The 17,084-nt window shown below is 41.3% G+C and carries 12 protein-coding genes and 2 other annotated features; of the genes, 10 read left to right on the top strand and 2 right to left on the bottom strand.

The annotated features are described in order from the left end of the window. Positions 1-27: 27 nt before the first annotated feature. Both KFE17_10615 and KFE17_10610 read right to left on the bottom strand, forming a co-directional pair. Complete coding sequence (locus KFE17_10615) at positions 28-1,740, bottom strand: IS1634 family transposase (GenBank protein QUO31327.1); 1,713 nt, start codon at positions 1,738-1,740, stop codon at positions 28-30. A gap of 641 nt (positions 1,741-2,381) precedes the next feature. Then, complete coding sequence (locus tag KFE17_10610) at positions 2,382-3,530, bottom strand: ISAs1 family transposase (GenBank protein ID QUO31326.1); 1,149 nt, start codon at positions 3,528-3,530, stop codon at positions 2,382-2,384. Positions 3,531-3,673: 143 nt separating this feature from the next. Next, positions 3,674-3,915 (top strand) — a binding site (T-box leader). A 103-nt stretch (positions 3,916-4,018) separates the two neighbouring features. On the opposite strand from KFE17_10610, the gene metG reads away from it, so the two are divergent. From metG to KFE17_10560, 10 genes are all read left to right on the top strand, one after another. Next, the gene (gene metG / locus KFE17_10605; GenBank protein ID QUO31325.1) at positions 4,019-5,923 is read left to right on the top strand and encodes a methionine--tRNA ligase; all 1,905 of its coding nucleotides are present in this window, start codon (positions 4,019-4,021) and stop codon (positions 5,921-5,923) included. 354 nt (positions 5,924-6,277) lie between these two features. Next, a complete protein-coding gene (locus tag KFE17_10600) occupies positions 6,278-6,769 on the top strand; it encodes a hypothetical protein (protein QUO31324.1) in 492 nt (163 codons plus the stop codon). Between the two features lie 68 nt (positions 6,770-6,837). Then, positions 6,838-8,568 (top strand): ABC transporter ATP-binding protein, encoded by a 1,731-nt coding sequence (locus KFE17_10595; GenBank protein QUO31323.1) that lies wholly within the window; start codon positions 6,838-6,840, stop codon positions 8,566-8,568. After that, positions 8,565-10,283, top strand: a complete 1,719-nt coding sequence (locus tag KFE17_10590) for an ABC transporter ATP-binding protein (protein ID QUO31322.1) — start codon at positions 8,565-8,567, stop codon at positions 10,281-10,283. The genes KFE17_10595 and KFE17_10590 overlap by 4 nt, the downstream gene beginning before the upstream one ends. An 18-nt stretch (positions 10,284-10,301) precedes the next feature. Beyond that, entirely contained in the window at positions 10,302-10,790 is a 489-nt protein-coding gene (locus KFE17_10585) for a hypothetical protein (protein QUO31321.1), read from the top strand. Positions 10,791-10,793: 3 nt separating this feature from the next. After that, positions 10,794-11,558 carry a response regulator transcription factor gene (locus KFE17_10580; protein QUO31320.1) on the top strand — a complete coding sequence of 255 codons (765 nt, stop codon included), beginning with the start codon at positions 10,794-10,796 and terminating at the stop codon, positions 11,556-11,558. Between the two features lie 10 nt (positions 11,559-11,568). Then, positions 11,569-12,504 (top strand): hypothetical protein, encoded by a 936-nt coding sequence (locus tag KFE17_10575; GenBank protein QUO31319.1) that lies wholly within the window; start codon positions 11,569-11,571, stop codon positions 12,502-12,504. After that, positions 12,505-12,819, top strand: a complete 315-nt coding sequence (locus tag KFE17_10570; GenBank protein QUO31318.1) for a thioredoxin family protein — start codon at positions 12,505-12,507, stop codon at positions 12,817-12,819. It begins immediately after the preceding gene. A 12-nt stretch (positions 12,820-12,831) separates the two neighbouring features. Then, positions 12,832-15,609 carry an insulinase family protein gene (locus KFE17_10565; GenBank protein ID QUO31317.1) on the top strand — a complete coding sequence of 926 codons (2,778 nt, stop codon included), beginning with the start codon at positions 12,832-12,834 and terminating at the stop codon, positions 15,607-15,609. A 124-nt stretch (positions 15,610-15,733) separates the two neighbouring features. After that, a complete protein-coding gene (locus tag KFE17_10560; protein ID QUO31316.1) occupies positions 15,734-16,621 on the top strand; it encodes a YitT family protein in 888 nt (295 codons plus the stop codon). A gap of 196 nt (positions 16,622-16,817) precedes the next feature. Continuing rightward, positions 16,818-17,045: a binding site (T-box leader), on the top strand. Positions 17,046-17,084: the final 39 nt, after the last annotated feature.

The raw sequence follows: 17,084 nt of genomic DNA, 5'->3' as shown, positions 1-17,084 counted from the left end.
GTTAAAAAAGTAGTGCTAAGCCACGGATTAAAACCTATGGCTTAGCATTTTATTTATGTCTTCGTTTCCAAGGAAATAAGAGGTAAGAGGCAATCCTGTCTTGGAAGATAACTCCTTAATGAAAGAGGAACTTCTGGCTAGGTTTATATATTTTCGGTCAGAGATTTTGGCAACTCTAAAATCATGTATAAAATCAAAAATCTCTTCCGTTCCATATTCGTCTTTTAATACATGTATCTGTAAAAGCCTTGTTAATAACACGGCAAGATAACAGATGAGGAAGTGCCCTGTGATGGTTTCTTGTTTCTGCATATAAGCTGGTCTGGCATCAAGCTGAGATTTCATGATACGGAAGGATTCCTCGATCCGCCAGAGGTTGTGGTATGAAGCGTAGATTTCAGAAGCGCTCATATGGATTTCAGAAGTTATAATCATGTTATATCCTGCCAGTTTCTTTGCGTTTTCTATTGCCTTTTCATTTATCTCGACCTTGACTTTTCCAGCCGTTTTTGTCCCTTTCTTATCAGTAGAAATAAAGGTAACATACTTGGAACTGTCTCCGTATTCCGATTTCTTTGCTTCACATGCCCTGAGATTTTTTGCTTTTTCTACCTGTCGGTTAATTTCATATTTTTGTTTTTCGGCAAGCTTCGGGTTAAATGTCACAATACGCTTTTCTGTAAGCTTCAGCGTTTTCCGGTGTCCGGCGTTATCCGTATAGGAATAAGAAAAATCATCCACACACTCTTTGATACGGTAAAGGACTTCGCCTTTTTTAGTTTTAACATCTACATAATCATTTTCAAGAAGTACCCATGTTTTTTCTGTTTCGGGAAGCGTTTTTACAGATTTTGAGAAAATATATCCGTCTCCTGCTTTCAGGGCATGAAGGATGTTGTTGAAGCAGTTCAGTCCTTTATCTGCCACTTGGATCGTCCTGCCGGATATGTGGCTTCGCTGCTTTAATTCATCTATGATTTCCCGTATTACAGGTTTTTCGCTTTCATTTCCCGGATACATCTTCATGCCGATTGGGATCTGGTTTGCATCAAGAAGAAGTCCCATACCAACAATCGGTTCCTTTTTATTTTCTTTTGAAGGACCTTTTAATCTGAAATGATCCTCTTTATCAATCTCGAAATAGAAGTTCGTGCAGTCGAAATAGGAGTGAGAAGTATCAAATGGATATTTCAAAGCTACTTGATGGTTGAAAATCTCAATCACCTTTTCGTATTCAGAACCAATGTATTCAAGGCCGGAATAAATCTGGTCGAGGGAGAAAGCATGTGTTCCAAACAGTTTGGGAATCACCTCCCAATACGTTTTCAGCTTTGAACAGGGATGCACCACTCTTGCATAAATAAGATCTGACATCATATCAAAAATATTGAATCGGAAATGTGTTGCTGTCTGCATAAGATCAATATATTTTTTACATCCCAGAGAATCGTTGAGATTCTTTAAAGGGAAGTAGCCAAGGAGTTTTTCCGGAGATTCTTCTGATATCTTCCGTTCTTTTTCAGTCTGTTTTTTCTTTTTATATTCCTGATTGAGTTTTTGTACCTCTTCACCGAAAACAGCAATCGGATCTTCAATGCCGTTTGCCTGAAGTTCGTGGACATAGCCAATCGGTTTATAAGAACGATGTGCGCCACCTTTACGCTCCGGATCGTAATAGCTTTCATAGATTTGAAGATAAATCCCTTTTTTGTTTTTTGTTTTCTTTAAAAAATACGCCATAAAATCACCCTCTTATATTATAACACTATAGCACTATATATTCAATTATCAAAAAAGTTTTTTGTCAAGTTTTTAAAAAACAAAAAAAGCCAGCATTTATGCTGACTGTGGCTGTTCCAAAACGGAATAAACTCCCAAATATTATAGTGCTAACTCCCAAAGACGGGAAGAGAAAGGAATCCTTCTTGTTGGATTTGCGAGAGGGGAATCGTTTAATGTATATACGTTTCCGGAGAGGCTTGCAGAAGTTATTTGAGTGTGTTATAGTAAAAATACAAAAATGGGAAACCTCAAGCGGCTTACCCGATTACTAAAAACTGTTATGTGAAACAGCCGTCATTAGTGTGAGTAATGGCGGCTACTTTCTTTTATCCTTGAAAATCTCATAACAAAGACCTACAAGAGCAACAATGAATACGAATAACTGAATTAAATCAGAATATGTAACATACACTTGCATCACCCTCCTTTCTTTCGTCTGGAGGGGTATCCCTCCGAAAAGAGGGGAAGCCGCCTGGCTTAGGTTTCCCTTGGCGGGATTATAGCATACTTTTAGGAGGCTATCAATTGACGATTATTACAATCAGGGCAACCGCATAAAAAATATCCATTTAGAGAAATATTTCCCTAGATGGATATTTTTAAATAGTTTCTACAATGTTCTCAAAAATTAATTCTTGCACATATTCTAAATGGCATGTATATAACATACTCATCTTCTTATAGGTCATTTTTTTCTTTTTATCAAATCGTTTATCCAACTTCATGAGGTTATAACAGATTTTTCTAATCAGAGATAGGTTTTGCATCGCTTTTTCTTCCTTAATTTTGCAGGCATCTTCACGGAAATGGACATCTAGAACCCAGTGAAGACTGTTTTCAATTTCCCAATGTCCCCTTACAATTTGTGACATCTCTTTCGATGTCATTTCTTGATCCAGAATATAGTACCTAGTTTCAAAACTTCTTTTTCCATCCATTTCTCGAATGCTTTCTACTTTACCAATTGTTTTCAGGTTCTTCCATTTTTCTTTTCCTGTAAGATAGTCAATATCTGAGGAAATCCAATATTTTCGCTTTTCAATTCGACCATGATTTTTTTCGATTGTCTCATAAGTATTGAGTTTTTCTGGTTCTTCTTTTTCTGCATAAGAAAAATAGTCTCTTATTTCTTCGTACAAGACTGCCTGATTCGTTTTTACCGCAAGACAATAATGCCCTTTTTGATCTATGATTTGTTTTGCAATCTGTTTTTGGCATCCTATCGCATCAATCGTTATCACACAATCGGTAATATCCAGTTCTTTCAACAGCTTTGGGATCTCCTTGATTTCATTGGTCTTTTCCCCTACTTTCAGCTGACCGATGGAAAGTCCATAATTTTTTAAATATGCCGAAATAATATACGGGATATGTCCGCCTTTTACCGCCGCTGCACGGACAGCTTTCCCATCAATGGCTATATGCTGTGGCTTCGCTTCTTTATTTTCTTGAATTGTTGCCAACACATCTCGGATCCATTGATAAAACATCTCCATAAACTTCTCTGGCTCTATAATGGCAAACACGCGAAGTAAAGTATCCGCAGAAGGAGCACCATATTTCAAGTCCAACATCTTAGAAAAATAGGATTCTTGAAGTTTCATAAAAAATGCCATATTTTCTGCATCCGTATAACCACATAAAATGGCATAAATACTCATAACTATAATATCTGCGAGATTGTGACGCAATCCCCGAGTATCTCTTCTGTCTACTAAATCTAAAAAATACTGTTTCATTTCTAACATAAAAATCACCACTTTTCTTTTAGTATACAAGAAAAGTGATGATTTTTGTACTAATTATTTTTATGCGGTTGCCCTGTTATTACAATATTTCCTCATTGACAATGAAGCTTTATATATGTTACGATTTACTATACATGAACAATGCAAACGCAATGACGAAGAGAGTAGATTGTGGGAAGTTTTACAGAGAGATTCCGGTAGCTGAGAGGAATGAATGGAACACAGTTGAAGATGGCTTCCAAGCGGCGCAGATGAACGACAGCAGTGTGGATAATCTGCGATGGGTACCGCCCTTTACAGCGGGAAGTGCTGGCAGGCACTTACAGAGGTCTTTGCCGTGAGGCAGGGATGAACAGAAGTGGTAACGCGAATCATCGCCTTCTGTCTGAGTATTTTGAAGATACTTGGACAGAAGGCTTTTTTATTACATAGGAATTTTTTTCGTAATCCAATGTAATAAAAATATTCAAAGAGAAGGAGTAATGAAAATGGCAGAGAAATTTTATATGACAACTGCAATCGCCTACACATCAGGCAAACCACATATCGGAAACACATATGAGTTTGTTCTTGCAGATGCAATTGCAAGATACAAAAGAAGCAAAGGATATGACGTGTTTTTCCAGACAGGAACAGATGAGCACGGTCAGAAGATCGAATTAAAGGCAGAAGAAGCCGGTGTGACACCGAAGGAATTTGTAGATGGAGTTGCTGCACAGGTAAAAGAGATTGCAGATCTTATGAATACTTCTTATGACAAATTTATCCGTACAACAGATGAGTACCATGAAAAACAGGTACAGAAGATTTTTAAGAAATTATACGATCAGGGAGATATTTATAAAGGACATTATGAAGGAATGTACTGTACACCGTGTGAATCTTTCTTCACAGAATCCCAGCTGGTAGACGGCAAATGTCCTGACTGCGGACGTCCGTGCGTTCCGGCGAAAGAAGAAGCATATTTCTTTAAAATGAGTAAGTATGCAGACAGACTGATCGAGCATATTAATACACATCCGGAATTTATTCAGCCGGAATCACGTAAGAACGAGATGATGAATAACTTCTTGCTTCCGGGGCTTCAGGATCTTTGTGTATCAAGAACATCTTTTAAATGGGGAATCCCGGTAGATTTTGATCCGAAGCATGTTGTATATGTATGGCTGGATGCGCTGACAAACTACATTACAGGAATCGGTTATGACTGCGATGGCGAAAGTACAGAACAGTTTAAGAAAGATTGGCCGGCAGATCTGCATTTGATCGGGAAAGACATTATCCGTTTCCATACAATTTACTGGCCGATTTTCCTGATGGCGCTCGACCTGCCGCTACCGAAACAGATTTTTGGACATCCGTGGCTGCTTCAGGGCGATGGAAAGATGAGTAAATCAAAAGGAAATGTAATCTATGCAGATGAGCTTGTGAAATTATTCGGCGTGGATGCAGTACGCTACTTTGTACTTCACGAAATGCCGTTTGATAATGACGGTGTGATTTCATGGGAACTGATGGTAGAACGTCTGAATTCAGATCTTGCCAATACACTTGGAAACCTTGTGAACCGTACAATTTCTATGACAAATAAATACTTTGGCGGAAGTGTTGCAGATAAAGGTGCAGCAGAAGCGGTAGATGCAGAATTGAAAGCAGTTGTAGAGGCGGCTTCCGGAAAAGTAGATGAGAAGATGGATAAGCTTCGTGTTGCAGATGCGATCACAGAGATTTTCAATGTATTTAAGCGCTGCAATAAATATATTGACGAAACAATGCCATGGGCGCTTGCAAAAGAAGAAGAGAAGAAAGACCGTCTTGAGACAGTACTTTATAATCTGATTGTAAGCATTTCCGAGGGAGCCAAACTTCTTTCATCATTTATGCCGGAAACAGCAGAGAAAATTCTTGCACAGTTAAACGGCGGAAATGTTGTTGAAAAACCGGAAATCTTATTTGCACGCCGTGATCTTGCAGAAGTCATGGAAGAAGTTGCAAAACTTCATCCGGCAGAAGAAAAAGAAGAAGAGAAAGCGGAAGATGAAAATGTAATCGACCTTGAGCCAAAGGCAGAGATTACCTTTGATGATTTTGAAAAACTTCAGTTCCAGGTAGGTGAGATCATTGCATGCGAGGAAGTAAAAAAGAGTAAAAAATTACTCTGCTCACAGGTAAAGATCGGAAGCCAGGTACGTCAGATTGTATCCGGAATTAAGGCACATTATTCAGCAGAAGAAATGGTTGGCAAAAAAGTTATGGTTGTTACAAACCTGAAACCTGCAAAACTGGCCGGAATCCTGTCAGAAGGTATGATTCTCTGTGCAGAAGATGCAGAAGGAAATCTGTCACTGATGGTTCCGGAGAAAGAAATGCCGGCAGGAGCTGAGATCTGCTAAATGACTTGATATTATATATTATGTCAAGACATGAACTAATTAAAAAATCCATGATGAAATAAATCAGGTAAAACAAAAGCAATAAGAGAGGCACATTTTCGGGAGAGCCGGAAATGTGCCTTTTGCAACTCAATATACATTTAACATTTGTGTTTCACATCTTTATACTTCACATGCATTTGAAGCACTTACAATGCGTTCCCACATATTGCAGGAAAGTAATGGGATGAGAGATAAAAGACACTATGAACGAGATTTAGGACAGAATAGAATAAGCTTCTTGTTAAACTGCTGATTTTGTTGTAAAAATAAAATAACTAATTGTAAAATTTATATAAAAGGAGATTGGATAAGATGGAAACGAAAAAGATGAAGAAGAGGGTAGTAGCTATTATTGCTACAGCAACTGCATGTATAATGATGGCGGGATGTACGCCGAAAGAAGAAAAAATTGAAGTGAATACCTCGACTTCTCCGTATGAAGATATGGTGGATTATTTTGAGCAGGAAGGATTCATTTCGGAGGACTGCGAACCGGTTGATATCAATGAAACAACAGGATATCTCACAGACAATACGAACGGGGAGTTTACTGAGACGAAAGTGGCGGATAAAGCATATGATTATGAGGGACTCTGGCTGTTCTGGTGGGATCAGGAAAACAAGACAGACTTATATGGAAACTATGAGTCTATGGCTGCTAACCAGGGAACGATAGTCCTTGCCGGAGGCGCCGCGGTTCTTGAGACGGAAGCGGCAAACGGAGCTTACGCGATTGCATTTTCAGAGGACTATGAAAAGAAACAGGACGCGGTCAAAGCGTTCGAAACGCTGAAAAACGAATAGCAGCTTCAATATAACTGTGGAAGTACAAAAGCAGATGCTCTGAAATTAAGAAAAGGCAGGGAAACAATATGGAACGGGTTTTTGGAAAAGACAGGGGCAGCATGGGAAGCTTTTTTCGCATGCTGCAGAAGGCAAGACTTCCTTATCTATGGATTCTTGCATATATTGCCATTACAGCTCTTCTTACCAACGTAGGAATCAGCGTAACGGAATACACGGCCGAACTGTTTGCCGGAAATGTGAATTTTGGCACCGTGGTTCTTCCGTTTTTGGCTTTTACATTACTATCCCAGCTGATCAGTTCGGTCAGTAAGATTATGAGTAACTTGTGTGTTGCGCGAATTGACCGTAATATCAGGAAAATGATCTGGAGTAAGACCGTCAGGCTGCCACTTCGATATTACGAAAAAAATAATCCCAAAGAAATGATTTCCCGTATTACAACGGATATCACGGCGATCAGTCAGTTAATCATGCAAGTATTTGTTGTGATTCTCACTTCCGCGTACACGCTGGTCATTACGCTTAGAAAAATCGGATCCTACGACCAGAAGCTGATGATTGCTCTGATCGTGGTACTTCCGCTGAATTTAGTCATTGCATTCGTCATGGGAAAGATGAAGTTCGGAGTGCTTGATCTGGTAAATCAAAAAAATGCAGAGCTAACACAGACAATTGCAGAAAAAACTAACAATCTTCTTCTAATCAAATCTTACGGAAAAGAAGAAAAGGAGTTTCAGACAGGGCAGGAGAAGATGAAAGGGCTCTATAAAAGTTCAATTCTGAATGCGTGGCTTGGATTCTCCACTCCGATGTATGCGTTGGTGGGCGCTATGCAGTTTATTGTGATTGTGATGGTAGGTCGAAACTTTTATTCATCTGGCGCATTGACGCTTACCCAATGGATTGCCTATTATGGATTTGCGGTAAACATCGTTAATCAGCTCAGCGCGTATTGTGTATATTGGACAACTTTTAAGGGGTCTCAGGGAGCAACTAGAAGAGTAGCCCAGATTATGGAAGAAATGGAAGAAGATGTAGAAGCCGGCGAGAATGTGGAACGGCTCAGCGGAGATATTGAATTAAAAGAGGTTGATTTTTCCTATGAGGAGAAACCGATATTCGATAAACTCAATCTGAAGATACCAGCAGGGCGTGTGACGGCGCTTATCGGACCGTCAGGAAGCGGAAAGACGACGCTTCTGAATCTGGTGGAGCGTATGTATCCGGTTTCGGGAGGTAAGATTTTATTTGGGGGCGAAGATACCGCACGGTATTCGCTCAAGAGCTTCCGAAGCGAAATCTCATATGTAACACAGGAAAGTACATTGTTTGCAGGAACGATACGCGACAATATCCTGTTCGGAATTAAGAGAGAAGTCACGGATGAAGAACTGGAAAAAGCATGTACGGACGCGGAAATCATGGATTTTATCAGGGAACAGCCGGAGGGATTCCTGGCGGATGTAGGCGAGCAGGGAGAGAAGCTTTCCGGCGGACAGAAACAGCGGATTGCTTTTGCGAGGGCGCTTCTAAAACAATCGGATTATCTGTTTATGGATGAGGCGACCGCGGCTATGGACATCCGGGGAAAAGATCAGGTATGGAAGAGTGTGAAACGGCATATGGAAGGTAAAACCGTGCTTATGGTTGCCCACGACAGACAGACCGTACAGAAAGCAGATTATATCATAGTAATGCATAACGGAAAGATTATCTGTCAGGGAGAACCGGCGGAAGTATATGCCGAGAATACATATTACCGAGAATTAATAGGAAGTGAGGGACAGGGCAGATGAAAAACAACAAACATGTGATATCATTTTTTCTGAGCTTTTACAGAAGGCTTTCAATTCCCTGGTGGCTCTACCTGATCGCATTCGGAAGCGGCGTGGTTTATGCCGAGGTCGGAATGAGAGTATCGAAGTATCTGGTCCGTGTGAACAAGGGGGAACTATATAATTCTGTTATTTTAGGCTATGTCTTTTTTACGCTCTTTAATGCATTGCTGGGATTTTTGAGACCGCTTGTGGAGGAGTATGCCAATCAAAAAGTGATCCTGCGGGTAAGGTTTTCGATGTGGAGGAAGATCCTGCATCTTCCGATGGATCAGTTCGAAAAGGGACAGCCGTCTTCGCTGGTGTCGGCCGTTACGAACGACGTAACTCAGGCGACTCTGGTGATCAGTGGAATATTCTCAGGAGCTGCGTCGCTGTTCGGATTTATCCGCGCCTGTATGATCTTGTATCAATACAATTCGCCTCTCGCAGCATACCTTTTGCTCTGCATACCGGTTGCGGTGGCAATGTTTATCATCGTCGGCAAGCTGCAGTTTACCATAATGAAAAAGCGCTATACAGCGTTGAATGAAATGACCACCTTTTTCTCCGAACACCTGTCGGCCGGGAAATATGTAAAAGCGCAGGTAATGGAAGAGAAAGAGCTGGAAAGCGGATATGCGGCAATTGATTCACGGTATAAGGCAGATATATACTATGCTTTCATGGAGCAGATTCAGGTTCTGACCAATTCCTTATACTCCCTTCTTACGACTGTCGTAATGGCAGTGGGCGGTTCCAGATTGATTAACGCCGGGAAAATGGAAGCGACAGGGATTAATATGTTCAGCACCTATATGACGCAGGTAAATCTCTATATGGCGGAGCTTTTGACGGTGTGGCAGAACGTGATGGGTTCGAAAGGCGCACTTGTCCATGTCGGGGATATTCTTGATATGGAAGAGGAGCATACGGAAAAAGGCAATTCCTGGACAGAATCCGAGAACAGAGATATTGTGTTCAAAAACGTGAACTTTGGATATGGGAGTGAAAAAGAAATCCTTCATGACTTTTCCGTTTGCATTCCGGGAGGAAAGACGACGACGGTGATCGGAGATAACGGTTCCGGAAAATCTACGGTCATGAAATTGCTACAGGGATTCTACCAGCCTGATTCGGGAGAAATATGGGTTGGAGGAAACAAGATATGCGAAACGAGTCCCCAGGAATGTCATAAAAAATTTGGCTATGTACTTCAGAACAATCCGCTGATGTCAGGTACGATCCGAGATAACATTCTGTATGGCACAGAAGGAGAAACGCCGGAGGAAGAGATGAAAAAAGCGGCAGGAGAAGCCAGAGCGGATTCTTTTATAGATGCGCTTCCCAACGGATATGATACGACTCTTGGAGAGGCGGGGAACCGTTTGTCAAGCGGTCAGAAACAGAGGATTGCCATTGCCAGGGCATTGATTGCGAAGCCGGATTATCTGATACTCGACGAGGCGGGGGCGAATCTGGACCATGACACATATATGAAGATCTATCATGGTATCAGGAAGAAGATGGAAGGCAATACAATTGTTTTCATCGCCCATGATATGCGCGAGATTGCAGAAGCAGACTATCTGGTCGTTATGCATCACGGACGTCTTGAAGCCTGCGGAACCCATGAAGAAGTATTTGCCGTAAGCAGGACTTATCAGGAATATCTGCAGTCCGCTGAGGCATCTTAAAAGAAAGAAGGAATGATTATGAAGAAATTTACGATTGTGTCTTCCCTGCTTTTCGTGTTACTTTTTTGTGGGATGGTGGGATATGTGGCGTCTTCCGAAGACTTTACGCCTCCAAAGGAGGAGGAAGAAGCAGTCGTGCCGGAAGAAGAAGACAGGGAAGCGCCTGTCTGGAATACGACAGTAGATGAACTCGTCTCATTTCTGGAGGAGAAGGGGCTGATCCATGCAGACAGTAAAGTGACGCTCAGTGCGGAAGGTCTGTGTACGCTTGCTCTAAAGTATGACGGAGCCGAAATATACTGGTGGGATCTGGAGAATCTGGCCCCGGAATCTGATGAGTATCAGGCATATGAGAGTCTCAGGACAAAAGGAGAGATTGATTTATATGGCTCCGGTATGATTATCATGCCGAAGAAAAACGGTCCTTATGCACTTTTATTAACCTATTATGAAGGCGATGTGCAGGCGTTAGAAAAAGCGTTTGGAGAATTTGGTCAGGAGAATTGATTGATGAAAATGAAGCTTGTTTTGGTAGAAAAAGACGAAACTTTGCGTACACAGCTGGAAGAATTGCTGGCATTTTATAATTTATTTGATATTGTGAAAACCTTTGACGGAATCAATGAAGCCAATAAATATATCTGTCTGAACGAGGTGGACGCGGTATTTATCAACATCAGAACAGGGAATCCAAGATACAGCGGGGACGGCTCCTTTCTGGCATACAATCTGTCCCAGATAAAGCCGGATGTTTTTGTGGCGCTGTATTCGGAAGAAAAGTTAGAGGCGGGGATGGTATTTGACTGCTGCTGCGATGAATACTTTCGGCTTCCGTTTGATAACCGTGTGCTTCAGCGGGTGGTTAAGCGGCTGCAGTATTTGTTTGAGCTGCTCCAATACAAACGGTTATCTGTGAACCGTTCTATGATGATCAAGACGCGAAACGGATATCAGCTTGTGGATATTGATAAGGTTCTCTTTATCGAACGGATGGACCGAAAGAACAAGATGGTGATGGTGGACGGAAAAGAGATGATTCTTTCCGGATATTCCATGAATGAATTGGAACAGATTCTGGAAGGGTATAATTTTTACCGGTGCTATCAGTCTTTTATCGTGAATCTTTCCAGAGTATCTTATGTCCGGGCAGATAACGAAGCGAAAAATTTTGCTCTGATTTTCGAAGGATATGCGGGGGAAGTTATGGTGAGCCGCGATAAATATACGGAAGTACTGCAGCTTCTGAAAAATAAATATGCGAAGCTTACGCTTTAGGAGGAGAAAGATGAAGTCAAAAGTTTTATCGTTTGCCGAATATGATCAGGTGGATATCAGTATGTACAAGAAAGTATTCAAGCTTGATGAGAAGGCGTACAAGAAAGAAATAGATTTTATAAAGAACAAGAACAGCACATGGGAAGAAGTGGAGGAAGTTACGGCCGGAGTGCTTATTGTATGCGATATGGAATCGGCAAATCCGTTTTTTAGCAGAAAGAATCTGGAAATTATGGTAGGACAGGGGTTCTTTCACAAGAATCTGGAAGAGATGTGCATCGGGCTGAAAAAAGGAACGGTCAGCGTGCTAGATGTTAGTGGGGAGAAAGTGATCGTAACAGTTCGTTCCATTCAGCAAAAAAAGATTCCTGTGATCACGGACGAGATGATAGAAGCTCTTGAAATTGAAGGAGTGAGCAATGTAAAACAATATGAGGATTATCTGATTTGTGAGCAGAAAAAAAAGATTGCGGAGAACGAGGCATACGAAGTCGTCCAATATGTGATGGACAAAGTATTTGAGGCAAGTACGTTCGATCTTAAGAAGGCTGACTGGAAAGAAATGACAGATCATGAAATTAAGAGATTGAAGGCAATCTCCAGAGAACAGGGGTTGAATCTGGAAACCATGACGCCAGAGGACTTTGAAGGGAAGATGCCGTTCTCAAGCTATTATGAATTATTCGCAAGCGTGCAGAACGATTCATGGAACAGGCTTTGCGGATATCTTTTGGGGAGAAAATACGCAGAAAAAGACGGCGTCGGATATACGATGGAGCAATACCGTGATGATATGGAAGAGTACGTGAAATTCTGGCATGAAACGAAAGAAAATGCAGAAAAAATCAATACTTATGAATATTCGGAAATTATGTTTTATGTAAATTATTATTCGAAGAAAGTAAAAGAATACGTAATAGAAAATTTTTTTAAGGAGAAAGAGTAGATGGCAATTCAATATGCAGATAATGAGAGTTTTAAAGAGCAGATTAAGGAAGGATTCGTGATCGTGGATTTCTTTTCCACAACATGCGTACCGTGTAAAGCTTTTTCACGTATTTTGGAAGAGTTAGACGCGGAGCTTCCGTTTATCAACATCGTAAAAGTGAACACTACAGATTATCCGAAGCTTGGCAAAGAGAATCGCATTTTTGCGGTTCCAACTGTTCGATTCTACAAAGACGGTGAAAAAAAGTTTGAGAACGTAGGCGTGATGGAAGTTGAGGAAATAAAAGAGAAGATCACAGAATTCATGTATTAAGAGGGAATGGATATGGAAACCGGGGAAAAAATCTATGGATTTGAAGTTAAAGAAAAGAAGTATGTGCGTGAGGTCGAAGGAGATATTATTCAGATGGAGCACCTGTCAACCGGAGCGCAGGTCGTCGTTATAGACAATCAGGACGTTAAAAAGAGCTTTCTGGTTGGATTTCGGACCATACCAAAGGACAGCACGGGAGTTTTCCATATTCTGGAGCATTCTGTGCTGAATGGTTCCCGCAGATATCCGGATAAAACTATGTTCGTCAATCTGATGAAACATTCCATGGCAGAATTCGTAAATGCAATTACATATCCGGATCATACGGTATATCCCTTTTGCACAGAGAATGAGAAGGATTTTATGAATCTGATGGACGTTTATCTAAACGCGGTATTTTGTCCGAATGTTCTTACGGATAAAGAGATCTTTGAACAGGAGGGCTGGCATTTTCAGTGTGAAGACGGAAAAGCTCCGGAGATTAACGGCGTTGTTTATAATGAGATGAAGGGTGTTTTCTCATCCCTGGACAGCATATTAGAGGATGAAATGTCTAAGGCAATGTTTCCGGAAACGGCCTATCGTTTTGTATCCGGAGGATTTCCGGATACGATTCCCGCGCTATCTTATGAGGAATTTCTGGAATATTACAGGACGTTTTATAATGCTTCCAACTGCTGTATTGTTCTATATGGGAGAATGAATACGGAACAAATATTGGAGTATATTGACAAAGTTTATCTGGGAAAAATGAAACGCTTAGAACCTGCGAAGCCGGTTATGCTGCAGAAACCCGTAAAGGGAATCCGAAATAAGCTGTATGATAAGGAGAAGTTCGGCAATCAGGGTGTGTTTGCGTCATGCACATATAGTCTGGGTGATTTTGACAACCGGGAACGTATGAATGCAGTCTATATCCTTATGCAGGCGATTATGGGGGAAGACGAGGCGCCGATGAAGAAAGGGCTTATTCAGAGCCTGGGAATCCCGGAGATTCAGTATTTTATCATGGATGGTATCAGACAGCCCTATCTTGCCGTTAAAATAAAGAATACAGACAAAGAAACTGCCGGCCGGTTGAAAACGGTTATCACAGAACAGGCGGACAGACTTTGCAGAGAAGGAATCGGAGAAGAGGTATTGGTTTCGGCGATCAACCGTCTGGAATTTTGGATGAGGGAAAAAGGCGGGAGCCAGCCGGAGGGAATTGAATATGTACTGGATATTGCCGGCGGATGGGCGCAGGGAACCAGACCTTGCGAGATGATAGAATTTGAAGAAACATATAGGAAGATGAGAACCCTTGTAAAGGAAGGATATTTTGAATCACTTCTGAGGGAAATCCTCCTGGAAAATGATTATGAGGCAGAGGTTTCCCTGGAACCTCTTGAAAGGGCCGAAGAGAAAGGGCAGGAAGAAGAGACAGAAGACCTGCCGGGTCTGTCTGCGGATGATCTGCTTCATAAAAAGGAGGAGCCGCTCACAAGGGCAGAGGAAGAATCCGGTATTACATATTTGAAACAAGAGATCCCTTCAAAAGGAGTGGTATATCAAAGTTACTATTTTGATATCAGTGATCTGGAGCCGGAGAAAGTTCCTTATGCAAAGCTGTTTTCCGAACTTCTGGGCAGTCTTCCTACGAGAACGCACAGCCTGGAAGAATTAGTGATTGAGAAGAATATGTGGCTTGGAAATATAAGGGCTTATCTGGAAGCGTACACCAATGCAGATGATATCCGGCATGTCAGGCTTAAATTTGCGATGGATATCAGCTGTCTGGAACAGAATCTTATGAGAGCGGTAAAACTGGGGGAAGAGCTGCTGTATGATACCATTCTGGAGCATCCGGAGATTATTCTGAAAAGGATCAGGCAGAGCCGGATGGAACTGGAAAGGGGATTTGTTACCAGTGGGAACAGCTATGCGTCCGGACGCGCGGCCGCACACTATATGCCGGAAGGAGCGGCAAGGGAACGCTATAACGGAATTTACTATTATCAGTTCTTAGGAAAGCTTCTGAAGAACTTTGACGCAGACCATGGGCAGATGATCCGGGAACTTAAGGAAATTCAGAAGAAGATTTGCCGTAAGTCCAATCTGGTGATAAGTTTTACAGGTACAGAGAAAGCTTACGCCGATTTCCGCCAGTTGATCGCGGATTCTGGGTTCTGCAGCAGTATAAGGGAAAGGGAACCTAGATGGTATCAGGACAAATTGCTTCCTGGAAAATCGGAGGCATTTATCATTCCGTCGGAGGTATCTTATGTTGCGCTTGGAGGAATCGGGGAATATACCGGTGAGGATTATCTTCTTGGCAGAATGGTAAGCTTTGATTACTTGTGGGCAAAGATCCGTGCTGAAGGAGGGGCTTACGGCTGTCAGATGTCTGTACTCCCAAATCAAAGCTGGACTATGAGTTCCTATCGAGATCCGAACGTAAAAAGGACGATAGAATCCTTCCGCAACACTGCAAGGTGGTTAAAAGATCTTGAACTAGGGGAACAGGAGCTTCTGAATTATAAGATTGGTGCTGTTGCCGGATATGACCGAACTCCCAAAACATATGTACAGACAAAACGAATGGATTCTTGGTATCTGCGGCAGGAAGAACCGCGGGTTAGGGAAAAAGTTAGAGAAAGGTTGCTAAAGGCGCAGAAAGAAGATCTGAAAAACAGGCATCAGGTAATGGAAAGCTTTACTGAAGAGGGAGTTGTTTGCGTACTTGGAAACCGAGTGAAGATCGAAGAGGCGGCCAGTCAATTCGACAATGTAATAGTACTGATGGAGTAAATGTAAGGAGTTGGAAGCAGGAATTGTCGGATATTATATATATCTAAATGAACAGTAGGGGGGAAGGAATTGTGGCAGAAGAAATAAAAGAAACAAATAAGAAGATTATAGAGATGATGACAAAATGAAAAAGAACACCAACGAAAAATTAATGAATTTATTGGGTGTTGTAACCGGGAATGCAATATTAGCGCTTGCTGTAGTTGCTTTTATTGTTCCGGCAGGGATTCCGATGGGAGGGGCAACCGGCTTAGGAATTGCAGGAAATCATTTTTGGGGAATTCGGACTTCAATTATTGTCCTTAGTCTGAACAGTATATTGCTTATCATAGCATGGTTTATTCTGGGAAAAGAATTCGTAAAGAAAACTTTATTGAGTACATTTATCTATCCATTATTTCTTGAAATGTTACAGAAAATTCCAGGAATCACAAAAATGACAGACAATATACTATTGTCTGCTGTTTTTGGAGGACTTCTTGTAGGCGTTAGTATGGGCCTTGTAGTAAGAGTAGGAGGATCAACGGGTGGAACAGATATTATTGCCATGATAGCAAACAAAAAAACGTCTCTTTCAGTCGGTGTTACGGTGTATATAGTAGATTTTTTAGTTTTGGGTTTACAGGCTTCTTTCTCGGATATGGAGCAAATACTTTATGGAATTATACTGACTCTTCTAGCAACGGTTGTGATTGATAAAGTTGTTCCAAATGGAAAGGTCTCTATGCAGGTAATGATTATTTCAAGAGAGTATAAAAAGATTCAGGAAAAAATATTGCAGGACATAGAAGCAGGAGTAACACTCTTTCACATACAGACGGGATATAGCGGTGAAGAACAGAAAGGGGTTATGTGTGTGATTCCAAGACAAAAATTATTTGATTTGAAAGAGATGATATGTGAAACAGATCCATTTGCATTTCTTACCATTAATCAGATTAATGAGGTAAATGGTCAAGGATTTACCAAAGAACGTATTACATATGAAGAATTCAAAAAGAAAATAATATAGGTTATTTTTTTTTGCACCTGTCAAGATTTCTATTTTAAACCAATTTTAGGACTCTTGTATCAAGATTTAATATTGGGATTTCATTGAAGTTGACGGTAAAGGAATGCGGGTAAAGGAATGCGGGTAAAGGAATGCGCAGCAATCCCTCTTGACAATCCCCCCTCTCTTCCTTTACAATAACCATTATCTAAATATATTTTGGACATGGAAGAGGATTAGTACATACCGGGAATGGCACAGAGAGAAGATGAGTGGTGAGACATCTTTCCAGGAAACGTATGGAACCTGCCTTGGAGTCTCTGCATGAAAATGCAGCGTAGCGGCCGGCGATAACGGCTGGAAAGAGAATTGTCAGATGATTGGAAGACAAAAGATCAGATGACAGTTAATCAGGGTGGTACCGCCGAAGTTTTCGGTCCCTTTTAGGGATTTGAGCTTCGGCGTTTTTGTTGCACATGAAAAA

It is taken from the genome of Faecalicatena sp. Marseille-Q4148 (assembly GCA_018228665.1).
Lineage (GTDB): Bacteria > Bacillota > Clostridia > Lachnospirales > Lachnospiraceae > UBA9414.
The sequence above is the reverse complement of the archived record's forward strand: the minus strand, read 5'-3'. Positions and strand labels throughout refer to the sequence as shown.